24 protein-coding genes are annotated in these 20,955 nt (G+C 68.4%); 15 read left to right on the top strand and 9 right to left on the bottom strand.

All coding sequences use genetic code 11. From position 1 onward, the window contains the following. Nucleotides 1–7: 7 nt before the first annotated feature. The 7 genes from ACYX4S_RS18720 to ACYX4S_RS18750 all read right to left on the bottom strand — a co-directional run bounded on the left by ACYX4S_RS18720 (nt 8) and on the right by ACYX4S_RS18750 (nt 4,851). Nucleotides 8–523 carry an urease accessory protein UreE gene (locus ACYX4S_RS18720; RefSeq protein ID WP_476361292.1) on the bottom strand — a complete coding sequence of 172 codons (516 nt, stop codon included), beginning with the start codon at nt 521–523 and terminating at the stop codon, nt 8–10. Beyond that, on the bottom strand, nt 520–1,146 hold the full coding sequence (locus tag ACYX4S_RS18725) for a glutathione S-transferase family protein (protein WP_476361293.1): 627 nt from the start codon (nt 1,144–1,146) through the stop codon (nt 520–522). Before ACYX4S_RS18725 ends, ACYX4S_RS18720 begins: the two co-directional genes overlap by 4 nt. A gap of 67 nt (nt 1,147–1,213) precedes the next feature. Then, entirely contained in the window at nt 1,214–2,926 is a 1,713-nt protein-coding gene (ureC, locus tag ACYX4S_RS18730) for an urease subunit alpha (RefSeq protein ID WP_476361294.1), read from the bottom strand. A gap of 31 nt (nt 2,927–2,957) precedes the next feature. Then, complete coding sequence (locus ACYX4S_RS18735; RefSeq protein ID WP_476361295.1) at nt 2,958–3,380, bottom strand: lysozyme inhibitor LprI family protein; 423 nt, start codon at nt 3,378–3,380, stop codon at nt 2,958–2,960. 26 nt (nt 3,381–3,406) lie between these two features. Then, nucleotides 3,407–3,712: an urease subunit beta gene (locus tag ACYX4S_RS18740; RefSeq protein WP_293720757.1), complete on the bottom strand. Its 306-nt coding sequence runs from the start codon at nt 3,710–3,712 to the stop codon at nt 3,407–3,409. Nucleotides 3,713–3,720: 8 nt separating this feature from the next. Next, nucleotides 3,721–4,023 (bottom strand): urease subunit gamma, encoded by a 303-nt coding sequence (locus ACYX4S_RS18745; protein ID WP_476361296.1) that lies wholly within the window; start codon nt 4,021–4,023, stop codon nt 3,721–3,723. Nucleotides 4,024–4,065: 42 nt separating this feature from the next. Continuing rightward, a complete protein-coding gene (locus ACYX4S_RS18750; protein ID WP_476361297.1) occupies nt 4,066–4,851 on the bottom strand; it encodes an urease accessory protein UreD in 786 nt (261 codons plus the stop codon). 398 nt (nt 4,852–5,249) lie between these two features. Between ACYX4S_RS18750 and ACYX4S_RS18755 the strand changes: the two genes are divergently transcribed. The 3 genes from ACYX4S_RS18755 to ACYX4S_RS18765 all read left to right on the top strand — a co-directional run bounded on the left by ACYX4S_RS18755 (nt 5,250) and on the right by ACYX4S_RS18765 (nt 8,550). After that, nucleotides 5,250–5,708 carry a GatB/YqeY domain-containing protein gene (locus ACYX4S_RS18755; protein ID WP_422067328.1) on the top strand — a complete coding sequence of 153 codons (459 nt, stop codon included), beginning with the start codon at nt 5,250–5,252 and terminating at the stop codon, nt 5,706–5,708. Between the two features lie 167 nt (nt 5,709–5,875). Then, entirely contained in the window at nt 5,876–7,285 is a 1,410-nt protein-coding gene (locus ACYX4S_RS18760; protein ID WP_476361298.1) for a D-alanyl-D-alanine carboxypeptidase family protein, read from the top strand. Nucleotides 7,286–7,356: 71 nt separating this feature from the next. Next, nucleotides 7,357–8,550, top strand: a complete 1,194-nt coding sequence (locus ACYX4S_RS18765) for a CobW family GTP-binding protein (protein ID WP_476361299.1) — start codon at nt 7,357–7,359, stop codon at nt 8,548–8,550. 32 nt (nt 8,551–8,582) lie between these two features. On the opposite strand, the gene tesB is transcribed toward ACYX4S_RS18765, so the two are convergent. Continuing rightward, nucleotides 8,583–9,455, bottom strand: coding sequence for an acyl-CoA thioesterase II (tesB, locus tag ACYX4S_RS18770; RefSeq protein WP_293720764.1), 873 nt, complete (start codon nt 9,453–9,455; stop codon nt 8,583–8,585). A 149-nt stretch (nt 9,456–9,604) separates the two neighbouring features. On the opposite strand from tesB, the gene ACYX4S_RS18775 reads away from it, so the two are divergent. The 9 genes from ACYX4S_RS18775 (at nt 9,605) to ACYX4S_RS18815 (ending at nt 16,906) form a co-directional block, all read left to right on the top strand. Next, nucleotides 9,605–10,834 (top strand): ubiquinone biosynthesis hydroxylase, encoded by a 1,230-nt coding sequence (locus ACYX4S_RS18775; protein ID WP_476361300.1) that lies wholly within the window; start codon nt 9,605–9,607, stop codon nt 10,832–10,834. 101 nt (nt 10,835–10,935) lie between these two features. Beyond that, nucleotides 10,936–11,853 carry an SDR family NAD(P)-dependent oxidoreductase gene (locus tag ACYX4S_RS18780; RefSeq protein WP_476361301.1) on the top strand — a complete coding sequence of 306 codons (918 nt, stop codon included), beginning with the start codon at nt 10,936–10,938 and terminating at the stop codon, nt 11,851–11,853. A gap of 48 nt (nt 11,854–11,901) precedes the next feature. Next, nucleotides 11,902–12,099, top strand: coding sequence for a twin transmembrane helix small protein (locus ACYX4S_RS18785; protein ID WP_293720768.1), 198 nt, complete (start codon nt 11,902–11,904; stop codon nt 12,097–12,099). A gap of 23 nt (nt 12,100–12,122) precedes the next feature. Next, nucleotides 12,123–12,695 (top strand): cob(I)yrinic acid a,c-diamide adenosyltransferase, encoded by a 573-nt coding sequence (locus ACYX4S_RS18790; RefSeq protein ID WP_476361302.1) that lies wholly within the window; start codon nt 12,123–12,125, stop codon nt 12,693–12,695. A 39-nt stretch (nt 12,696–12,734) separates the two neighbouring features. Continuing rightward, nucleotides 12,735–13,433, top strand: coding sequence for a rhomboid family intramembrane serine protease (locus ACYX4S_RS18795; RefSeq protein WP_293720770.1), 699 nt, complete (start codon nt 12,735–12,737; stop codon nt 13,431–13,433). Between the two features lie 256 nt (nt 13,434–13,689). After that, the gene (locus ACYX4S_RS18800; protein ID WP_293720771.1) at nt 13,690–14,439 is read left to right on the top strand and encodes an electron transfer flavoprotein subunit beta/FixA family protein; all 750 of its coding nucleotides are present in this window, start codon (nt 13,690–13,692) and stop codon (nt 14,437–14,439) included. 24 nt (nt 14,440–14,463) lie between these two features. Further along, nucleotides 14,464–15,405 (top strand): electron transfer flavoprotein subunit alpha/FixB family protein, encoded by a 942-nt coding sequence (locus ACYX4S_RS18805; protein WP_476361303.1) that lies wholly within the window; start codon nt 14,464–14,466, stop codon nt 15,403–15,405. Nucleotides 15,406–15,594: 189 nt separating this feature from the next. Next, nucleotides 15,595–16,476 carry a 3-hydroxybutyryl-CoA dehydrogenase gene (locus ACYX4S_RS18810; protein WP_293720872.1) on the top strand — a complete coding sequence of 294 codons (882 nt, stop codon included), beginning with the start codon at nt 15,595–15,597 and terminating at the stop codon, nt 16,474–16,476. A gap of 226 nt (nt 16,477–16,702) precedes the next feature. Beyond that, nucleotides 16,703–16,906 carry a hypothetical protein gene (locus tag ACYX4S_RS18815; RefSeq protein ID WP_422067336.1) on the top strand — a complete coding sequence of 68 codons (204 nt, stop codon included), beginning with the start codon at nt 16,703–16,705 and terminating at the stop codon, nt 16,904–16,906. A gap of 78 nt (nt 16,907–16,984) precedes the next feature. On the opposite strand, the gene tlpA is transcribed toward ACYX4S_RS18815, so the two are convergent. Then, nucleotides 16,985–17,668: a thiol:disulfide interchange protein TlpA gene (tlpA, locus tag ACYX4S_RS18820; RefSeq protein WP_476361304.1), complete on the bottom strand. Its 684-nt coding sequence runs from the start codon at nt 17,666–17,668 to the stop codon at nt 16,985–16,987. A gap of 43 nt (nt 17,669–17,711) precedes the next feature. On the opposite strand from tlpA, the gene argH reads away from it, so the two are divergent. The 3 genes from argH (at nt 17,712) to lysA (ending at nt 20,830) form a co-directional block, all read left to right on the top strand. Next, complete coding sequence (argH, locus tag ACYX4S_RS18825) at nt 17,712–19,136, top strand: argininosuccinate lyase (RefSeq protein ID WP_476361305.1); 1,425 nt, start codon at nt 17,712–17,714, stop codon at nt 19,134–19,136. A 128-nt stretch (nt 19,137–19,264) separates the two neighbouring features. Continuing rightward, entirely contained in the window at nt 19,265–19,483 is a 219-nt protein-coding gene (locus ACYX4S_RS18830) for a lipoprotein (RefSeq protein WP_422067339.1), read from the top strand. A 72-nt stretch (nt 19,484–19,555) separates the two neighbouring features. Beyond that, complete coding sequence (lysA, locus tag ACYX4S_RS18835) at nt 19,556–20,830, top strand: diaminopimelate decarboxylase (protein ID WP_476361306.1); 1,275 nt, start codon at nt 19,556–19,558, stop codon at nt 20,828–20,830. Nucleotides 20,831–20,955 lie beyond the last annotated feature (125 nt).

The raw sequence follows: 20,955 nt of genomic DNA on the forward strand, positions 1-20,955 counted from the left end.
GACGCGCCTATCCGCTTGCCGTGTCGTGGTGATGATGCCCGTGACCATGTCCGTGCGCATGGCCATGCCCGTGATCGTGCCCTTGCACGCTGCCATGCCCGTAGGCACCGCCCTCGGGATCGAAGGGAGCGACGAGCGGGGTCAGCTTCCCGCCAAGGCGCGAGACCATGTCCTCGATCACGTGGTCGCGGCGAATGCGCAGCGCGCCGGGGACGAGCTGGGTCGGCAGGTGCCGGTTGCCCAGATGCCAGGCGATGCGCAACAGCTCGTCCGGCGTCGCGGCCTCGATCTCGACAAGGTCCTCGGCCGCCGCCAGAACGGCGACGATGCGCCCGTCGCCGAGCCTCAGTCCGTCGCCATGGTGCAGGTGCACGGCCTTCGGCATGTCGAGAAGCACCTTCGTGCCGCCCGCGCAGTCGAGCACGGCGCGGCGGCGGTGCCGGTCCTCGCGGTCCAGCACGACGCTGTCGGCGGGCGCGCCTTCCCAGGTGCCGGCGGGCAGGATTTCCGCGACCGGAATCATGCGCTCTCCAGTGCCGAGGCTGCGCGCTTCATGGCGGCCAGGAACGCGGGGCGCCTGGTCACGCGCGCGAAATACTCCGCAAGCGGCCCGTCGGCGGGAAGATCGAATTTCGCCGCCCGCGCCCAGCCCGCGCAATGGCCGAGCAACAGGTCCGGAAGCGTGAAGTCGTCTCCGCTCAGCCAGGTGCGGTCGCCAAGCAACAGGGTCGCACGCTCCATGGCCTTGGCGAATTCCGCGCGGCAGACCCGTTTGATCTCGGGAACGCGCAGCTCCTCGGGGTGGATGAAGCTGTTCTTGGCGGCGGTCCACAGCGCGCCCTCCACCTCGTCGACGACGAACTGGGTGAGCGCGTCCTGGCGCGCGCGGGCCAGGGTTCCGGCTTGAGCCGTCAGCCTGCCGTTCCTGTCCGCGAGATAGGTGCAGATCGCGACGGAATCGGTCAGCAACGCCTCACCCTCCTTCAGCACGGGTATCTTTCCCAGCGGATTGAGGGCGCGCACCTCGTCGCTCTGCGGACGAAAGGGCTGCAGTTCGTAGGGCTCGCCGAGTTCCTCCAGCATCCAGATGACACGCATGGCGCGCGACTGCGGATGTCCGATGACGGTGTAGGGCGTGGCGGTCATGTGCGTTTCTCCCGTGTCGTCCCGCGCGCTCTTCGGCGCGTTTCCGGCCTGCGTTGCGACTGCTCCTTCAGAAGAGGAAATAGCGCTGTGCCATGGGAAGGCTCTCCGCCGGCTCGCAGGTGATGAGTTCGCCGTCCGCGCGCACCTCGTAGGTTTCCGGGTCGACCTCGATCTGGGGCGTCGCGTCGTTGAGGATCATGGAGGCCTTGGAAATGCCCTCGCGGGTGTTCTCGACCGGCAGAATGAGCCGGTCGAGGCTCAGCTTCTCCGCGATCCCGGCCTCATGGGCCACCTGGGACACGAACGTCACCGAGGAAGCCGTCATGGCGCGTCCGTAGGAGCCGAACATGGGACGGTAGTGCACGGGCTGGGGCGTGGGGATCGAGGCGTTGGGATCGCCCATGGGCGCGGCCGCGATCGTTCCCAGCTTGAGAACCAGGTCCGGCTTGATGGCGAAGAAGGCGGGGTCCCAGAGCACCAGGTCGGCGAGCTTGCCCGTCTCCACCGATCCGATATGGGCCGAAAGGCCATGGGCGATGGCGGGATTGATCGTGATCTTGGCCATGTAGCGGCGAACGCGGAGATTGTCGTTTTCGCCCGTCTCGCCCTCCAGACGGCCGCGCTGGACCTTCATCTTGTGGGCGGTCTGGAAGGTGCGGATGCCCACCTCGCCGACCCTGCCCATGGCCTGGCTGTCGGAGGCGATGATGGAAAGCGCCCCCATGTCGTGCAGGATGTCCTCGGCCGCGATGGTCTCGCGCCGGATGCGGCTCTCGGCGAAGGCCACGTCCTCGGGAATCGACGGGTCGAGGTGGTGGCACACCATGAGCATGTCGAGATGCTCGTCGATGGTGTTCACCGTGTAGGGGCGGGTCGGATTGGTCGACGAGGGAATGACATTCGGGAAGCTGACCACCTTCAGGATGTCCGGGGCGTGACCGCCTCCCGCGCCTTCGGTGTGGAAGGCATGGATCGTGCGTCCCTTGAAGGCGCCGACCGTGTTTTCCACGAAGCCGCTCTCGTTGAGCGTATCGGTGTGGATCATCACCTGCACGTCGTAGGCGTCGGCAACCGACAGGCAGCAGTCGATGGCGGCCGGCGTGGTGCCCCAGTCCTCGTGCAGCTTCAGCGCCATGGCGCCCGAACGGACCTGTTCCTCGAGCGGCGCAGGCAGGGCCGCGTTGCCCTTGCCGGCGAAGGCGAGGTTCATGGGGAAGGCCTCCGCCGCCTGCAGCATGCGCTCCATGTGCCAGGGGCCGGGGGTGCAGGTGGTGGCGTTGGTGCCGGTCGCCGGGCCGGTGCCGCCGCCGATCATGGTCGTCACGCCGGAGGTCATCGCCTCCTCGATCTGCTGCGGGCAGATGAAGTGGATGTGGGCGTCGATGAGGCCGGCGGTGACGATCTTGCCCTCGGCGGCGATCACCTCGGTGCCCGGCCCGACGATGATGTCGACACCGGGCTGGATGTCCGGGTTGCCGGCCTTGCCGATGGCCGCGATGCGTCCGTCCTTCAGTCCGATGTCGGCCTTGTAGATGCCGGAGTGATCGACGATCAGCGCGTTGGTGATGACGGTGTCGACCGCCCCTCGCGCCCGGGTGCGCTGGGACTGGCCCATGCCGTCGCGAATCACCTTGCCGCCGCCGAACTTCACCTCCTCGCCGTAGAGCGTGAAGTCGCGCTCCACCTCGATGACGAGATCCGTGTCCGCGAGCCTGACCCGGTCACCCGTGGTCGGCCCGAACATGTCCGCATAGGCGGCACGCGACAGCTTGTAAGCCATGTCCCCTCCGGCAACGCTGGCGGCCGGTCTCTCAGTTTCCGAGACCGGCGGCGAGTTGTTCCAGTTCCTCGGTGCGCTGCGCGGTCAGGTCGGCATTGCACTGGTAGATGAGCATCGGTTCCATCGTGCCGCCATGGGCGAGGTAGCCGTAGGCGGCGCAGGCCTTGTCCCGATAGGCGATCCAGGCGCGCTGGGCGTCACGCAGCATGTCGGCGGCGCCCGCCTGATCCGCCGGCAGGTCGGCATCGATGCGGCGCATGGTGGCCATCGCCTCGCCGTAGGCCTCGTTGAGGGCCTTGTCGGCTTCCTGCCAGTCCTGTTCCGCGCAGTAGGTCATTTCCATCTGCACCTGCGGGTCGTCGCAATCGACTTCGGGCGTTTCGGCACGTGCGGGAGCGGCCGCGAGCGCGACGGCGAACGCTATGGGCAGGAACAGGGTGGCGAGGCGTGTCATGGGTCGCATGTCCTTTGCAGGCGGGGTCACAATGATCCCATCACCTTGCCATTGAACCCGTAGACCGCGCGATCCCCCACAAAGGGGACGAGCGTGATTTTGCGTGCCTGTCCCGGCTCGAAACGGATCGCCGTTCCCGCCGGGATGTCGAGACGCATTCCCCGTGCCGCCGCCCTGTCGAAGGAGAGCGCCGGGTTCGTCTCCGCGAAATGATAGTGGCTGCCGACCTGCACAGGCCGGTCGCCGGTGTTGGCGACCTCGATCTCGAGCGTGCGGCGCCCGGCGTTCAGTTCGATTTCGCCCTCGGCGGGCAGGATCTCACCTGGAATCATGGCGCACCTCAGCGGATCGGATGGTGGACGGTGACGAGCTTGGTGCCGTCGGGAAAGGTGGCCTCGACCTGCACGTCGTGAACCATCTCCGGGATCCCGTCCATCACCTGGTCGCGGGTGAGAACGGTCGCGCCGGCGCTCATGAGGTCGGCCACGGTGCGTCCGTCGCGCGCGCCTTCCACCACGAAGTCGGTGATCAGGGCGATGGCCTCGGGATAGTTCAGCTTCACGCCGCGGGCGAGGCGGCGGCGGGCGACCTCCGCCGCCATGGCGACGAGCAGCTTGTCCTTCTCGCGCGGGGTCAGTTTCATGGCTCGAACCTCATGGAAAGTCCCTTTTCGCTCGATGCGTGCTCAGCAATGCCAGGTGCGGGGAAGGGTCATGCCCCGCCAGGTCTCCAGAAATCCGATGAGACCGTCGCGAAGCTCCTGGCCGGTGTCGGCGACGAAGCGTAGCACGAGGCAGTCGGGCAGCGTACTGACACCGCACCTGAGCCCGGTGAGGCGGGCGCGCAGGCTTTCGAGCAGGCCGCGCGCGCGTTCCAGGTCCTGGCCCGCGCCCGGGCGGCAGTCGACCAGCGTCGCGAAGGCGCGCCCGCCGGCCGCGGTCGCCGATCCGGCGAGAATGTCCGCCGCGTCGCCGGCGATGCGGGTCTCGTCGGCGAAGACCAGGCGTCCGTCGCGGCGAATGCGCCAGCGATCGCGGAAGGTCAGGCCATGCACCACCTCGCCCATGGCCTCGCGGCCCATGACGACGCTTTCCAGCGCCAGAAGGGAGGCGGTGGGCGCGAGATCGGCGGAAAAGGAACGGGTCAGCTCGGCCCGGTCGAAGACGATCGTTTCCTGCGGCAGCCATTCCAGGCACGCGTTGTCGCCGACCCGCAGGATGTTCTCCACATGGGCGGCGCCTTCCGCGCTGCGGTAGACGCGTTCCGCCGCCTGTGTGGTGACGACCGCGCGGGCGCCCTCGCCGACCTCCGCGTCGAACTCGAGATGGTCGCCGCCGGTCAGGCCGCCGGCCGTGTTGAGCAGGACGGCGACCGGAATCGTGTCATGGGTGCGCGGCAGGCGGGCCTTGGCCGAGCCGCTCTGCTCCAGGTCGGCAAGCCGCGTCTGGCCGTCGCGGGAGAGAAACCGCACCCTTGCGCGCCCGCGGGCACGCTGGAGGGCGGGCGGACTGGTCGTTCTGGGGGAAGCCGGGTCGGGCAGCATGATCGTGCGGACTCTTTTGTTATGCTCTGGAAGAACGGTATCTCACCCGCTCCATCATGCCGTTAGCAAGAGCGGGGCCAAGTGTGGAGCAACGGCAGGGCCAGGTGTGCCCGCGTGGCCGTCGGCTGCCGTGGGGCGCCGGTCGCGGTGCTCCCGCCGCGTGGCGCGCGGATCGGGCCGGGCGTGCGGATTTGCCCACATATTGTGCATTTGCCCAAGCGGAAGGCGTCGTCAGGGGTTTTGCATTTGGCGGCGCGCGCGGTCATGATCGCCGCCGATTTCGCGCGTGCGGCAGGTCCGGCGCGCTGGCTCTCCAGGAGACGGCAATGATCCGCGACGACATCAAGGGCGCCATGAAGGACGCCATGAAGGCAAAGGACACGGCGGCACTGGGCGCGCTGCGGCTGATGATCTCGGCCATCAACGACAAGGACATCGAGCGGCGCGGCAGCGAGGCGGCGGCGGGTGACGACGACGCGATCGTGATCGAGGTGCTCAAGCGCATGATCAAGCAGCGCCGCGATTCCATCGCGCTCTACGAGAAGGGCGGCCGCGAGGACCTGGCGGAGAAGGAGCGTGGCGAACTCGCGGTGATCGAGCGCTTCCTGCCCCGACAGATGAGCGGTGAGGAGACGGAAGCGGCCGTTCGCGAGGCGATCGCGGCGGTCGGCGCCAGCGAGCCGAAGGACATGGGCCGTGTCATGGCGGAGCTGCGCGCGCGCCATGCCGACACGATGGACATGGGACGGGCCAGCGCGCTGGCGAAGGCGGCGCTTGCATCCTGAAACCTCGCGGCCGCCGAAGAGACGCGGAGCTTGCGAAGTTTTGCAATTCGGGGCCCGGATCGGCTAGAAAGAAAAGGGACACGCGGGCGCGCAAGAGGCTGCCCGCGCCCTGCTCGTCGTCGCCTGGAGGTGTATCAGTGCCAAGCAATGCGGTGATCCATTTGGCGATGGGTGCCGGAAGGGGCGTCCTGTCCCTCGTTCTGGCCATGGTCCTGTTCGCCGGCGTGCTCGCGGCCGGATCCGCCCCGGCGCGGGCCGGCATCGGGGCGTGGATCGTCGTCGACATGGAGACCGGGGCCGTGCTCGACCAGCAGGCCGCGCGTCGCCAGTGGTATCCGGCTTCGATCACGAAGCTCATGACGGCCTATCTGACCTTCAAGGCCATGCGCGAGGGCCGGGCCGACAAGACTTCGGTCGTGACCGTCAGCGCCAATGCGCATTCCATGCCGCCGAGCAAGATCGGCTTCAAGCCGGGCACGCGGATTACCCTCGACACGGCGTTGAAGATGCTGATCGTCAAGTCGGCGAACGACATCGCGGTGGCCGTGGCGGAGTCGATCGGCGGCAGCGAGCCGGGGTTCATCGCCATGATGAACGAGGAGGCGCGCCGGCTCGGCATGAGCGCCACCCATTTCGTCAATCCGCACGGGTTGCCCGACAACGGGCAGGTTTCCTCGGCGCGTGATCTCGCCGTTCTTGCCCGCGCGCTCTGGCGTGAGTTTCCCGAACACCGGCACTACTTCCAGGTCGCGGGGCTGCGGCTTGGCAACAAGCTGCTGAAGTCCGCCAACCGTGAGTTTCTGGCCCGGGTGCCCGGCGCCAATGGCATGAAGACCGGTTATGTGTGCAATTCCGGGCTCAACGTGGTCGTCACGGCGACGCGTGGCGGGCGCACGGTGATGGCCGTCATTCTCGGCGCCGCGTCCGGCGTGGAGCGGGCGGCGAAGGCGCGGGTTCTTCTCGAGGATGGCTTCCGCTCCCGCTCGGGACGCAGCCTCGACCAGCTCACGGGCGTCTCCGGCCGTCCTCCGGCGGACGGATATTGCAAGCGCAACGAGCGGCCCAGCGCCGAGGACCTGATGGCGGCCTATGCCGGCGGCGGCAGCCGTTCCGGCGGGTCGGTCCTGTCCTTCGCGGCGGCTGGCGTGTCGCGTCCGCCCGCGCTCCAGGGGCTTGCCGCGCCCGTCGCGGGGGATGACGATGACGACGTGCCCACCAAGGAGAACGGCAAGACTGACTGGGCCAAGGTGATGGACGAGGTCATCGGCCCGCGCCAGCGCGACAACGCCCCGATCCGCGTTTCGGTCGCCGTGCCGGCGGGGGCCACGCCGCCGCGTGTCGCCGGTGTTCCGGCGTCCGCGATCGCGACCGTTTCCGGCGGGGTCGCGGCGCCCGGCATTCCGCTGCCGACGCCCAAGCCCTTCGCCGTGGCGGCTGGAAACGACGGCCCGGCCGCGGGGGCGATCCTGGTTCCCTCCAGCCCCTCTTCCGCGGATGCGGCCCCGAAACCCGGCTCGATCTTCCGGGGCAAGCCGCTCGTGATCGTACCGAGACCGCTGGCGGCCCCGCGCCCCTGATCGCGTCAATGCAAACCGCCTGATCGCGGACGGGCGTCGCGTCCGTCCGCGCGCCTACTTGAGGACCTGTCGTGACCGCTTCCTCCCCGCCCGCCGCGCGCGGGCCCAAGCCTCCGATCCCGCTGACCGTCATCACCGGCTTTCTCGGCTCGGGCAAGACGACCCTGCTCAACGCGCTTCTCGCCGACCCGGCGCTGTCCGACACCGCCGTCATCATCAACGAGTTCGGCGAGGTGGGCCTCGACCACCTGTTCGTCGCCGGCGGTGACGAGGGCATCATCGAGCTGTCGTCGGGCTGCCTGTGCTGCACGATCCGGGGCGACCTCGTCACGACGCTGGAGGATCTGCTGCGCCGGGTCGACAACGGACGCACCGAGCATCTGGCGCGCGTGGTGATCGAGACGACGGGTCTCGCCGATCCGGCCCCCGTCCTGCACACGGTGATGCAGCATCCCTATCTGGTCATGCGCTACCGCCTCGATGGCGTGGTGACGCTGGTCGACGCGGCGAACGGGCTTGGGACGCTTGACGCGCAGGAAGAGGCGGTGAAGCAGGTGGCGGTTGCCGATCGGATCGTGCTCACCAAGACCGACCTGCCCGAAGGCGCGGCCGCGCTCGACGAGGACGCGCCCCTGCGCCGGCGCATCCGCGAGCTCAACCCGGCGGCGCCGGTGCTGCTTGCGCAGGCGGGCGAGGCGACGGCGCGCGATCTCATCGGCCTCGGGCTCTACGATCCCGACACGAAGACCGCCGACGTGCGCCGCTGGCTCAACGCGGAAGCCTACGAGGGCGATGCCGGGCATCACCATCATCACGACCACGACCATGAGCACCACCACCACCACCACGGGCATGATCACGGCCATGATCCGAACCGGCATGGCGACGACATTCGTGCCTTCTCGCTGACCAGCGACAGGGCGATCAGCGCGTCCGGACTGGAGATGTTCCTGGACCTCTTGCGCTCGGCGCACGGGCCGAAGCTCCTGCGCATGAAGGGCATCGTGCGGATCGCCGAGGACCCCGAGCATCCGGTCGTGCTGCATGGGGTGCAGCACGTGTTTCATCCGCCGACGCGCCTCGAGGCGTGGCCGGATGCCGACCGCACCACGCGGCTGGTCTTCATCACCCGCGATTTGCCGGAAGGCTTCGTGCGCCGTCTCTTCGATGCCTTCGTGGGCAACGTGCAGACCGACACGCCGGACGAGGCCGCGCTGTCGGGAAATCCGCTCGCGATCACCGGCTTCAGCGGCCGCTTCGGGTAACGTACGCCTACACGGGCCAGCCGGCCGGTGCCTCAGTCGCCCTTGCCGTCCCGCACCCGGATGAGGCCTTCCTGGGCGACCGAGGCGACGAGCTCGCCGGAGCGCGTGTAGAGGCTGCCCCGGGTAAAGCCGCGACCGCCGGACGAAGACGGGCTGTCCTCGACGTAGAGCAGCCATTCGTCGGCGCGAAACGGGCGGTGGAACCACATGGCGTGGTCGAGGCTGGCCACCTGGAGCCCGGTGTCGAACACGCTGGTGCCATGCGCGAAGAGCGAGGTGTCGAGCAACGTCATGTCGGAGGCATAGGCCAGGACGCAGGTGTGGATGCGCGGATCGTCGGGAAGCGGCGCGCTGGCGCGCACCCAGACGTTCTGGGACGGCACCAGCTTCTTGCGGCTGAAATAGTGGGTCAGGTCGACGGGGCGCAGCTCGATCGGGCGTTCGCGCTCCCAGTAGCGCCGCACGGCTTCCGGGGCATGGGCGAGGAACTTTTCCTTCAGCTCCGCCTCGCTGGGAAGGTCTTCCGGCGCCGGAACGTCAGGCATCGCGGTTTGATGTTCCAGCCCCTCTTCCATTTTCTGGAAGGAGGCCGACATGGAGTAGATCGCCCGTCCGTGCTGGATGGCGACGACCCGCCGCGTTGTAAAGCTGCCGCCGTCGCGGATACGGTCGACCTCGTAGATAATGGGAACCGCCGGGTCGCCGGGGCGCAGGAAGTAGGCATGAAGCGAATGCACCATCCGCTCTTCCGGCACGGTGCGCGAGGCGGCGACCAGCGCCTGGCCGATGACCTGGCCGCCGAACACGCGCTGCCATCCCACCTGCGGGCTCATGCCGCGGAAGAGATTGTGTTCCAGGGGCTCGAGATCGAGTATCGAGAGCAGGGCGTCCACGGCGGAAGGCATGTTCGGGGACCTCTTCGGGGAAACGGGCGGCCGGTCGTCGGGCTCCGGCGGTGGGCGAACCTGAGTGCCGGGCGGGCCCAAAGTCAAGACTGTCGCAGGGGAAGGCCCCGGCCGGACACGAAAGCCCGGCACAGCGCAAGGAGAAGCGGATGAGCGCGCAAGACACACCGATCGACGTCCTGATCGCCGGCGGCGGCTACGTCGGACTGTCGCTCGCCGTGGCATTGAAGCAGGCGGATCCGGCGATGGAAATCGCCGTCGTCGACCTGCGCGAGATCGAACAGATGGAGCGCGACCCGCGCGCCTCGGCCATCGTGGCCGCCGCCTCGCGGATGCTCGATCATCTTGGCGTGTGGGAGGAGATCCGCCCGCAGGCGCAGCCGATGACCGAGATGATCGTGACGGATTCCAGGTTGCGCGACACGGTCCGTCCGGTTTTCCTGACCTTCGACGGCGACGTGGAGCCGGGTGAGCCCTTCGCGCACATGGTGCCGAACGGCACCATGGTGGGTGCGCTGGCGCGCCGGGCGGTGGCGCTTGGCGTCGACCTTTTCACCAGCGACAGTGTCACCGGCTTCACCATGACCGGCTCCGGCGTGGACATTCGCCTCGGGTCGGGCGCGGCCCGGCATGCGCGGTTGCTGGTGGCGGCGGACGGCGTGCGGTCCAAACTGCGCGATCTTGCCGGGATCGGCGTGGTGCGCTGGGACTACGACCAGTCGGGCATCGTCACCACCGTGCGGCACGAGCGCCCGCACAACGGCCGCGCCGAGGAACACTTCCTGCCGGCGGGACCTTTCGCCATCCTGCCGCTCATCGGCGATCGTTCGTCGCTTGTGTGGTCGGAGCGGCGCGCGGATGCCGACAAGCTGGTCAAGGGCGACGATTTCACCTTCGAGCTCGAGCTGGAACGCCGTTTCGGCCACCATCTCGGCAAGGTCGAGCTGGCCGGTCCGCGCCATGCCTTTCCGCTCGGTCTCACGCTGGCCCGCGATTTCGTGCGCCCGCGCTTCGCGCTTGCCGGCGATTCCGCCCATGGCATTCACCCGATCTCGGGGCAGGGCCTCAACATGGGCTTCAAGGACGTGGCGGCCCTGGCGCAGGTGCTTGTCGAGGCACGGCGCCTTGGCGAGGACATCGGCGCGCAGCACGTGCTGGAGCGCTACCAGCGCTGGCGGCGGTTCGACACCTGGCGCATGGGGGTCGTGACCGACGTGCTCAACCGGCTGTTCTCCAACGATCTCGACGTGGTGCGTGCCGTGCGCGACATGGGGCTCGGCCTCGTCGACCGCATGCCGGGCCTGAAGCGGATGTTCATTCGCCAGGCCGCCGGCCTGGAGGGTCCGGCGCCCAGACTGCTCGCGGGCCAGGCCATCTGAACATGCTATTCGTGCGAAAGTCGTTTCATCCGGCGGCCGTTTCGGACTAGGTAGGAAACCGCGCCGGCGCGTTCCGCCGGCGGAGGAGGGACAACCGCTTCATGGCCGACACCGCTCCGGCCCCGCCGCGCCCGGACCGTCCGATGGACCGGCGGCAGCGCAGCGTGCTCATCACCGGGTGCTCGTCGGGGATCGGCGAGGCGGCCGCGCACACCCTGCGCGGGCGCGACTGGCGGGTGTTCGCGACCGCGCGCCGGGACGAGGACGTCTCCCGGCTGCAGGCCATGGGCTTCGAGAGCCTGCGTCTCGACTATCACGACGAAGCAAGCCTGGTCGCCGGTGCGCGCGAGGTGCTGGAGAGAACGGACGGACGCCTCGACGCGCTGTTCAACAACGGCGCCTTCGCGATCCCCGGGGCCATCGAGGATCTTCCCGCCGACGCGCTTCGCGACCTTTTCCAGGCCAATTTCTTCGGCTGGCACACGCTGACGAGGGCGATCCTTCCCGCCATGAGGGCGCAGGGCGGCGGCCGGATCGTGCAGTGCTCGTCGATCCTGGGGTTCATCGGCATGCCGTATCGCGGCGCCTACAACGCGTCCAAGTTCGCGCTGGAGGGCTACAGCGACACCCTGCGGCTGGAGCTTGCGGGAAGCGGCATTCACGTGTCGCTGATCGAGCCGGGGCCGATCGCCACCCGCTTCACCGAAAACGCCATGGCGAAGTTTCACGAGGTGATCGGCGAGGAAGGGCTTGCCGCCTCGCCGCATCGTGCGAGTTACGAGGCACGGCTCGCGCGCATGGCCGCCGGCGAGCCCTCGCCGTTCAAGCGACCGCCCCGGGCGGTGGTGCGCCAGCTCGTCCACGCGCTCGAGGCGTCGCGTCCGAGGCCGCGCTATCGCACGACGGTGCCGACGCGGGTCATGGCCGTGGCGCGGCGGGTGCTGAGCACGCGCATGATGGACCGGGTGCTGGCGCGCGCCGCGCGCGGAGAGGAACAGGCCGGCCCCGCCGGCAGATGACGACGCGCCCCGGAAACGGGCGGCGAGACAGAACTGGAAGGACTGGAAATGGCTGAAATCCTGCGGGCGGCAATTCCCTTCGCGGTTGGCGCGGTGGCGGTCGTCCTGCTGCTGGGCCTGTGGAACATGATGCGCGGCGGCTCGTCCTCGCGGTCGCAGACCCTCATGCGCTGGCGCGTGGGCCTGCAGTTTCTCGCGATCCTGATCGTCATGACGGTGCTTTACCTGACCGGCTCCCGTCCCTGACAGGTGAACCAGAGGAGGTCCGTATGGTTGTCCTGAACAAGATCTACACGAAGACCGGCGACGGCGGCACGACCGCCCTTGCCTCCGGCGAGCGCAGGCCCAAACATGACCTGCGGGTCGAGGCCTATGGCACCGTCGACGAAACCAACGCGGTGGTCGGGCTCGCCCGGCTCGCGGTGGCGGAGAGCGATCCCGATCTCGACGCGGTGCTGGCGCGCATCCAGAACGACCTGTTCGATCTCGGCGCGGACCTGGCGACGCCGGAGAGCGAGAACCCGGCCTATCCGCCGCTCAGGGTCGTCGAGGCGCAGGTGAAGGCGATCGAGGCGGAGATCGACCGGCTCAACTCCGGTCTCGAGCCGCTGCGCTCCTTCGTGCTGCCCGGCGGTTCACAGGCGGCGGCGCATCTTCACCACGCCCGCACGGTGTCGCGGCGTGCGGAACGGCTCATTACGGCGCTGGCCGAGCAGGAGCCGGTCACGCGCGAGGCGCTGGTCTACATGAACCGGCTGTCCGACTTCTTCTTCGTCGCCGCGCGCCATGCGAACGACCGGGGCCAGGCGGACGTTCTCTGGGTGCCGGGCAAGAACCGCTGAGGCGGCCGCGCCCGCGGGTGCGGACAAGAGCGAGATCCGATGTTCCTGCCGCTTTACGATCACAATCCGCTGCGCCACGTGCGGCGACAATTTGTCACATGGGGGCTGATCGCGCTCAACGTGGCCGTCTTCGTGTTCGTGCAGGGCGGCGGGCTCAGCGAACCGGCCATGCAGGCGGCGAGCCTGTCGTTCGGGCTGGTGCCGGCGGTGCTGTTCGACCTGCGTGAACTCGCGCCCGAACTGGCGATCGCGCCCGACGGCGTCTCGCTCGTCTCCTATGCCTTCCTGCACGGGAGCTGGGTTCATCTGGGCGGCAACATGCTGTTCCTCTGGGTCTTCGGCGACAATGTCGAGGACGCGATGGGCCATGTCCGCTTTCTGGTCTTCTACCTCCTGTGCGCGGCGTTCGCCGGGTTTGCCCATGCGCTGCTGGAGCCGTCGTCCATCGTGCCGCTGATCGGCGCGTCGGGGGCGGTGGCGGGCGTCATCGGCGCCTATCTGGTCCTGCATCCGAAGGTGAGGGTCTGGGTGCTGGCGCTCGGGCGCGTTCCGCTGCGCCTGCCCGCGTGGCTTCTGCTGGCGGGATGGATCGCGTTCCAGGTCTTCATGGCGCTGGGCGGCGGCGACCGGCAGGTGGCCTGGTGGGCGCATGTCGCAGGCGCGATCGCGGGCGCCGTTCTCGTGGTGCCCATGCGCCGGCGGGGCGTGCCACTTCTTGATCGCGGCCTGCAGGGGTAAGCGCGGGCGCGGGCGGGCGATTCAGGGTTTGCGGCGGTGCGGGACGCGAGATTGACAGGTTTCCGCCACCCCAGTACGGTCGCGCGCCAAAGAGACCAGACCGGCGGTTTTGCGCCGAATTCGGGTGCCCTTGGGGAATGTCCGGCGGCCCGCACGGGACGGACGGAAGCCACGGGCGGATGTGGCACGATGATGTGACACGATGACGACCGGCGGCCGTAGCGAGCGGCCGCGCCAGCGGGAGGTTGCACAGCCGATGAAGATCCTTGTGCCTGTGAAGCGGGTGATCGACTACAACGTCAAGGTCCGGGTCAAGGCGGACGGGTCGGGCGTCGATCTTGCAAACGTCAAGATGTCGATGAACCCGTTCGACGAGATCGCCGTCGAGGAGGCGATCCGCCTTCGCGAAGCCGGCAAGGCGGACGAGATCGTGGTCGTTTCCGTCGGTCCGCAGCAGGCTCAGGAGACGCTGCGTACCGGTCTCGCCATGGGCGCCGACCGCGGCATCCTGGTCAAGACCGACGCCACGACCGAGCCGCTCGCCGTGGCCAAGATCCTCAAGGGGATCGTCGAGGCCGAGGAGCCGGGCCTGGTGATCCTGGGCAAGCAGGCGATCGACGACGACTGCAACCAGACGGGCCAGATGCTCGCCGCGCTGCTGGGCTGGTCGCAGGGCACCTTCGCCTCGAAGGTGGACCTGGGCGAGGGCACGGCCGACGTGACCCGCGAGGTCGACGGCGGCCTGCAGACCGTGAAGGTCAAGCTTCCCGCGATCGTCACCACGGACCTGCGCCTCAACGAGCCGCGTTACGCGTCCCTGCCCAACATCATGAAGGCGAAGAAGAAGCCGATCGACGAGAAGTCGCCGGACGACTTCGGTGTCGACGTCTCGCCGCGTCTCGAGGTGCTGAAGACGGCGGAGCCGCCGGCACGCGCGGCCGGCGTCAAGGTTGCCGACGTCGCCGAGCTGGTGGGCAAGCTCAAGTCCGAAGCCGGCGTGCTCTGAAGCAGACGGGAAGGAGAGAAAGACATGACCATTCTTCTTGTTGCCGAGCATGACAACGAGGCGCTGAACGAGGCGACCAACAAGGCGATGACCGCCGCCGTGGCCATGGGCGGCGACGTCCATGTTCTCGTCGCGGGATCGGGCTGCCGCGCGGTGGCCGAGCAGGCGGCGAAGCTTGCCGGTGCCGCCAAGGTGCTCCTCGCGGACGGCGAGGGCCTGTCCGCCCAGCTCGCCGAGCCGATGGCCGAGCTCATCCTGTCGCTGGCCGACGGGTACGACGGCATCGTTGCCGCCGCGACCGCCAACGGCAAGAACACGCTGCCGCGCGTCGCCGCCCTGCTCGACGTGATGCAGATCTCCGACATCACCGCCGTGATCGACGGCGAGACCTTCGAGCGTCCGATCTACGCCGGCAACGCGATCCAGACCGTCAAGTCGTCCGACCCGAAGAAGGTCGTGACGGTGCGCACGGCCAGCTTCGCCGCGGCGGAGGAGACCGGTTCCGCCTCGATCGAGGATGTGGCCGCGACCTCGTCGGACCTGTCCAGCTTCGTCGGTCAGGAGCTCTCGGAGTCCGACCGTCCGGAACTGGCCTCGGCCAAGATCATCGTGTCGGGCGGTCGCGCGCTCGGCTCGAAGGAGAAGTTCGAGGAAGTCATCCTGCCGGTGGCGGATGCGCTCGGTGCTGCCGTCGGTGCCAGCCGCGCGGCGGTCGACGCGGGCTACGCCCCCAACGACTGGCAGGTCGGCCAGACCGGCAAGGTCGTGGCGCCGGACCTCTACATCGCCTGCGGCATTTCCGGTGCGATCCAGCATCTGGCCGGCATGAAGGATTCCAAGGTGATCGTCGCGATCAACAAGGACGAGGAGGCGCCGATCTTCCAGGTCGCCGACTACGGCCTTGTCGCCGATCTCTTCGAGGCCCTGCCGGAGTTCAAGGCCGCCGTCGAGGCCGCCAAGGGCTGACCGGCCGCGCGCCGGTGAAGCCGGCGGCCACAACGGCACGCGATCTGGAAGGCCCGTCGTCCCCGGCGGGCCTTCTTTATCTGCACGGCCCGGGCTGACGTCTTGCGGCGGCGGCCCGAAATTGCCATGAATAGCCCACTCAGCGACGCGGGCGCCGCCCGCGACCGCCCAACGAAATCGGAACGCAAGATGGTGAGCGAAATCAAGACGGTTGGCGTTATCGGTGCCGGCCAGATGGGCAGCGGCATCGCGCATGTATGCGCGGTCGCCGGATTTCGGGTGGCGCTGCACGACATCTCCCGCGACCGGATCCAGTCCGGTCTGGCGTCCATCAACGGCAACATGGCGCGGCAGGTCTCCAAGGGCCAGCTCGAGGAGGACGTGCGCAGCGCGGCGCTGGAGCGCATCGTCGCCGCCGAGAGCATGGAAGAACTCGGCAACATGGATCTCGTCATCGAGTCCGCGACCGAGAACGAGCAGATCAAGCGCAAGATCTTCTCGCAGCTCTGCCCGCTGCTGAAGCCGGAGGCGATCCTCGCCACCAACACCTCGTCGATCTCCATCACGCGGCTTGCCGCCTCGACGGATCGGCCCGAGCGGTTCATCGGCATCCACTTCATGAACCCCGTGCCGATCATGGAACTCGTGGAACTGGTGCGCGGCATCGCGACCGAGGACGAGACCTTCGAGGCGTCCAAGGAGTTCACGCGCAAGCTCGGCAAGACGACCGCGGTCGCCGAGGATTTCCCGGCCTTCATGGTCAACCGCATCCTGCTGCCGATGATCAACGAGGCGATCTACACGCTCTACGAGGGCGTCGGCTCGGTCGAGGCCATCGACACGGCCATGCGGCTCGGTGCCAACCATCCCATGGGTCCGCTGCAGCTTGCCGACTTTATCGGCCTCGACACCTGCCTTTCGATCATGCAGGTGCTCTACGAGGGGCTCGCGGACACCAAGTACCGCCCGTGCCCGCTGCTGGTGAAATATGTCGAGGCGGGCTGGCTCGGCCGCAAGACCCAGCGCGGCTTCTACGACTATCGCGGCGAGACGCCGGTCCCGACCCGCTGAGGCCGGCGACCCGGCCCGAACGGTTTGAAAAAGGGCGGCCCTCGGGTCGCCCTTTCGCGTTGTTGCGGATCCGCACGGTTTCTCCCCGGTACGTCACTCCGCACGAGGCCCGTGAGGTGGGGGGCGATCCACCTCTTCCGGTTGTCTTAATCGGGCGTTAACGCCGTGCGGCTAGGATCATGCGCAAGATCCATTCGAAGTGCCCGCGAGGGCGCAGGGAGATGCCATGTCCAGCGTCGCTGCCGCGATGGCGGGAGCTTCCGCCGCGCAGACCCAGATGTCGCTCCAGACCACTTTCATGAAGCAGAACGCGAATGCCGAGGCCGGCATCGCGGCGCTTCTGGAGGCGAATGCGCAGAATGCCGAGGCGCTTGCCGCGCAGCCGCCGGCCGGCGCGGGCATGGGCGGCAGGGTCGACGTCACCGTCTGACCGGCCTTCACGCCGTCATGAAAAAAGGCGCCGGTCCCGCGAGGACGGCGCCTTTTTCGTGTCCGCTCGCCTGGCGCGCTAGCTGCCGCTTTCCTGCGTCTGTTTGCCGGCGGCCTCGAGCGCGGCGCGGATCAGCGCCTTGGCATCTTCCGAAGCCCATTCCGCAGGCCCCATGAGCGCGCCGATCTCGCAGCCGTTGCGATCGAGAAGCAGCGTGGAGGGCAGGCCGGGCGCGCGCCCCATCGCCCGCACGTCATGGAAGATCTTCATGGTCGGGTCCTGGCGGAAGGCGAGGTGGCTCACGCCGATCTCGTCCAGGAAGCCTTTCGGCTTTTCCGTGCCGCCCTGGTCGACGCTGATCGTGGTGACCTCGAAGTCATCGCCGCCAAGTTCCGCCTGAAGCGCGTCGAGGGCCGGCATTTCCTTGCGGCACGGCGCGCACCAGGTCGCCCAGAGATTGACGAGGCGGAGCTTGGGCGGCAGTGCGCCAAGCGTCGTTTCCGCGCCGGTGTCATCCTGGAATCCGAGGTCCGCGAAGGAGCGGCGCTCCCGTGCCGGGAGGAAGGCGGCGAGCTCTCCCGTCGCAAAGGGGGCGACCGCATCGGCGATTTCGGCACTCGCGGCGCAGGCTGCGACCTGCTGCGTGTTGCCATCCTCCCCGCCGATCACGTATATCCCGGCCAGTCCGGCCGCCAGCGCGGCCGCGGCCACGCCGGCAAATGCCAGACGTCGGGTGGTGCGCGGTTTCTCTTCGTTGGTCATCAGTCACGTATCCGTCCGTTTGAGGCGCCAGAGGGGCACGCTTATGAGCAATCGCATGTGGGGAGGCCGGTTCGCCGAAGGACCCGACGCCATCATGGAGGAGATCAACGCCTCCATCGACTACGACCGCAAGCTCTACCGGCAGGATATAGAGGGTTCCAAGGCTCATGTCCGCATGTTGGCGGCGCGTGAGATTGTCGCTGGCGAGGACGCGGAGAAGATCGCGGGCGGTCTGGACGCGATCCGCGCGGAGATCGAGGCGGGCGAGTTCACCTTCTCCCGTGCGCTCGAGGACATCCACATGAACGTGGAATCGCGCCTTGCGGAGCTGATCGGCCCGGCGGCCGGACGCCTGCACACGGCGCGCTCGCGCAATGACCAGGTCGCCACCGACTTCCGCATGTGGGTGCGCGACACGCTGGACACGCTCGACCAGCAGCTCGGCGATCTGATCCAGGCGCTGGCGACCCGTGCCGAGGAGCACGCCGGCGACGTGATGCCGGGCTTCACCCATCTCCAGTCGGCCCAGCCGGTGACCTTCGGCCATCATCTGCTTGCCTATGTCGAGATGTTCGCCCGCGACCGCTCGCGGATGCGCGACGCGCGCGCGCGCATGAACGAATGCCCGCTCGGCTCGGCGGCGCTCGCCGGCACGTCCTTCCCCATCGACCGGGAGATGACGGCCGCCGCGCTCGGCTTCGACCGGCCCACGGCCAATTCGCTCGATGCGGTTTCGGATCGCGATTTCGTCATCGAGGCGCTTTCGGCGGCCTCGATCACGGCGATGCACCTGTCGCGTCTTGCCGAGGAAATCGTGATCTGGTGTTCGGCGCAGTTCGGCTTCGTGACGCTGTCGGACAAGTTCTCGACCGGCTCCTCGATCATGCCGCAGAAGAAGAACCCGGACGCCGCCGAGCTCGTCCGCGCCAAGACAGGCCGCATCTACGGTTCGCTCAACGCCCTGCTGGTGATGATGAAGGGGCTTCCGCTGGCCTATTCGAAGGACATGCAGGAAGACAAGGAGCAGGCGTTTGACGGGCTGGCGAGCCTGTCGCTGGCGCTTGCCGCGATGACCGGCATGGTGCACGACCTGACCCCCAACACGAAGGCCATGAAGGCGGCGGCCGGGTCGGGGTATTCGACCGCGACCGATCTCGCCGACTGGCTGGTGCGTGTGGTGGGTATGCCGTTCCGCGAGGCGCATCACGTCACGGGCCGGGCGGTCGCGGCCGCCGTGGAGCGTGGTTGCGTGCTGCACAAGCTGCCGCTCGAGACGCTGCAGGAGATCGAGCCTCGCATCACTGCCGACGTGTTCTCGGTGCTGTCGGTCGACAAGTCGGTGCGCTCGCGCACCAGCTATGGCGGGACGTCGCCGGTCAACGTGCGCAAGCAGGCCCGGCGCTGGCTCAAGACACTGGAGCGCGAGGCGGCGAAGGCCGGAGCGCGTCAGGACAAGGACCGGGGCTGAGCCCGGCACGGGGCCCGAAGGGCTTGCGGAGCGACCCGGCGCGTGCGAGGAAAACGCGACCGGGTCCGGCGGCCTCGCGGATGGCCGGGGCGGACGATCGGGGCCCGTGTGAAGGAGATTTTCGGATCATGGCGACTGGTGCGCTTTCCCCTCTCGCGCGGCGCGGCATCGTGATCGCGGCCGTGCTGGCCCTCTCGGTGGGCGCCTGCGGCCGGCGCGGTTCTCTGGAAACCCCGGGCGCCGTCGATCCGGCCGTGTCCGCGGCTCCGGGCGACCCGGCGACCGGCACGGCACCCGCCGCCGCGCCCCGGCCGCGGAACGATTTCCTCCTCGACGCCATCATCTGAGCCTGACGGCGCAGGACAGGCTTTTCCGGTCCGGCCGCTCGGCCCGGGACCGATACGGACAGGACACGTCCCTTGCATCACTTCACCTATGTCAACGACCGCCTCCATGCGGAGGATGTCCCGGTAGAGAAGATCGCGGCCGAGGTCGGCACGCCGTTCTACTGCTATTCCACCGCGACCTTCGAGCGTCATTTCAAGGTCTTCAGCGAGGCCTTCGCCGGGATTCCGACGCTGGTCTGCTACGCGATGAAGGCGAACTCCAACCAGGCGGTCCTGACCACGCTGGCGCGTCTGGGCGCGGGCATGGACGTGGTGTCGGAGGGCGAGCTGCGCCGCGCGCGCGCCGCCGGCGTCCCCGGTGACCGCATCATGTTCTCCGGCGTCGGAAAGACCGAGGCGGAACAGGCCTATGCGCTCGACCAGGACATCCTGTGCTTCAACGTCGAGAGCGAGCCGGAGCTGGTGCAGCTCTCTCGCATCGCCAGCGAGAAGGGCAGGACGGCGCGGGTCTCGATCCGCATCAATCCGGACGTGGACGCTCGCACCCATGCCAAGATCGCGACCGGCAAGGCGGAGAACAAGTTCGGTATTCCATGGGGCCGCGCGCGCGAGGTCTATGCCGAGGCGGCCGGCCTGCCCGGCATCGCGGTGTCGGGCATCGACATGCACATCGGTTCGCAGATCACCGATCTCGAGCCTTTCGACGCGGCCTTCTCGCGGCTTGGCGGGCTGATCGCGGACCTGCGCTCCGACGGCCATGCGATCGATCACGTGGACCTTGGCGGCGGGCTCGGCATTCCCTACCGCGACAACAACGAGCCGCCGCCGCACCCCGAGGCCTATGCGGCGGTCGTGCGCAAGCATGTCGAGCCGCTGGACTGCAAGGTGATCTTCGAGCCGGGCCGGATGATCGCGGGCAATGCCGGCATTCTCGTCAGCCAGGTCGTCTACGTGAAGGAAGGGGCCGAGAAGACCTTCGTGATCGTCGACGGCGCCATGAACGACCTGATCCGCCCGACGCTCTACGACGCCTGGCACGAGATCCGTCCCGTGGTGCGCGCGCCCGGGAGCACGCGCCGGATCAAGGCGGACATCGTCGGCCCGGTCTGCGAGACGGGCGATTATCTCGGCCATGACCGCGAGATGGAGGCGGTCGCCGCCGGGGACCTGCTCGCGGTCTTCTCCGCCGGTGCCTATGGCGCGGTGCAGGCATCCACCTACAACACCCGCCGTCTCGTTCCCGAGGTGCTGGTCAAGGGCGACCGCTTTGCCGTGGTGCGCCCGCGCCCGTCCTACGAGGACATGATCGAGGCCGACCGGCTGCCGGACTGGCTCGACGAGGGCTGAGCCGGGAGGCCGCTTTCGCGGGTCGGGCGGGCGCGAAGCCTTGCCAAACGACCTGAAACGCCCCACCCTACCTTCACGGGATCGCGAAAGGCGTCCGGCATGATCGGTGCCGGGTGCGGCGATCC

This window comes from Stappia sp. ABD4_338 (assembly GCF_056312175.1).

What these genes read in the sequence shown, in the direction of transcription:
- ACYX4S_RS18795 (WP_293720770.1), top strand. Translation starts at nt 12,735, where the DNA reads ATGTTCCTGCCGCTTTACGATCACAATCCGCTGCGCCACGTGCGGCGA.
- argH (WP_476361305.1), top strand. Translation starts at nt 17,712, where the DNA reads ATGAGCAATCGCATGTGGGGAGGCCGGTTCGCCGAAGGACCCGACGCC.
- ACYX4S_RS18735 (WP_476361295.1), bottom strand. Translation starts at nt 3,380, where the DNA reads ATGACACGCCTCGCCACCCTGTTCCTGCCCATAGCGTTCGCCGTCGCG.
- ACYX4S_RS18830 (WP_422067339.1), top strand. Translation starts at nt 19,265, where the DNA reads ATGGCGACTGGTGCGCTTTCCCCTCTCGCGCGGCGCGGCATCGTGATC.
- ACYX4S_RS18725 (WP_476361293.1), bottom strand. Translation starts at nt 1,146, where the DNA reads ATGACCGCCACGCCCTACACCGTCATCGGACATCCGCAGTCGCGCGCC.
- ACYX4S_RS18720 (WP_476361292.1), bottom strand. Translation starts at nt 523, where the DNA reads ATGATTCCGGTCGCGGAAATCCTGCCCGCCGGCACCTGGGAAGGCGCG.
- ACYX4S_RS18775 (WP_476361300.1), top strand. Translation starts at nt 9,605, where the DNA reads ATGAGCGCGCAAGACACACCGATCGACGTCCTGATCGCCGGCGGCGGC.
- ACYX4S_RS18780 (WP_476361301.1), top strand. Translation starts at nt 10,936, where the DNA reads ATGGCCGACACCGCTCCGGCCCCGCCGCGCCCGGACCGTCCGATGGAC.
- ACYX4S_RS18740 (WP_293720757.1), bottom strand. Translation starts at nt 3,712, where the DNA reads ATGATTCCAGGTGAGATCCTGCCCGCCGAGGGCGAAATCGAACTGAAC.
- ACYX4S_RS18805 (WP_476361303.1), top strand. Translation starts at nt 14,464, where the DNA reads ATGACCATTCTTCTTGTTGCCGAGCATGACAACGAGGCGCTGAACGAG.
- tesB (WP_293720764.1), bottom strand. Translation starts at nt 9,455, where the DNA reads ATGCCTTCCGCCGTGGACGCCCTGCTCTCGATACTCGATCTCGAGCCC.
- ACYX4S_RS18815 (WP_422067336.1), top strand. Translation starts at nt 16,703, where the DNA reads ATGTCCAGCGTCGCTGCCGCGATGGCGGGAGCTTCCGCCGCGCAGACC.
- ACYX4S_RS18790 (WP_476361302.1), top strand. Translation starts at nt 12,123, where the DNA reads ATGGTTGTCCTGAACAAGATCTACACGAAGACCGGCGACGGCGGCACG.
- ACYX4S_RS18760 (WP_476361298.1), top strand. Translation starts at nt 5,876, where the DNA reads ATGGGTGCCGGAAGGGGCGTCCTGTCCCTCGTTCTGGCCATGGTCCTG.
- ACYX4S_RS18755 (WP_422067328.1), top strand. Translation starts at nt 5,250, where the DNA reads ATGATCCGCGACGACATCAAGGGCGCCATGAAGGACGCCATGAAGGCA.
- ACYX4S_RS18800 (WP_293720771.1), top strand. Translation starts at nt 13,690, where the DNA reads ATGAAGATCCTTGTGCCTGTGAAGCGGGTGATCGACTACAACGTCAAG.
- ACYX4S_RS18810 (WP_293720872.1), top strand. Translation starts at nt 15,595, where the DNA reads ATGGTGAGCGAAATCAAGACGGTTGGCGTTATCGGTGCCGGCCAGATG.
- tlpA (WP_476361304.1), bottom strand. Translation starts at nt 17,668, where the DNA reads ATGACCAACGAAGAGAAACCGCGCACCACCCGACGTCTGGCATTTGCC.
- ureC (WP_476361294.1), bottom strand. Translation starts at nt 2,926, where the DNA reads ATGGCTTACAAGCTGTCGCGTGCCGCCTATGCGGACATGTTCGGGCCG.
- ACYX4S_RS18785 (WP_293720768.1), top strand. Translation starts at nt 11,902, where the DNA reads ATGGCTGAAATCCTGCGGGCGGCAATTCCCTTCGCGGTTGGCGCGGTG.
- ACYX4S_RS18745 (WP_476361296.1), bottom strand. Translation starts at nt 4,023, where the DNA reads ATGAAACTGACCCCGCGCGAGAAGGACAAGCTGCTCGTCGCCATGGCG.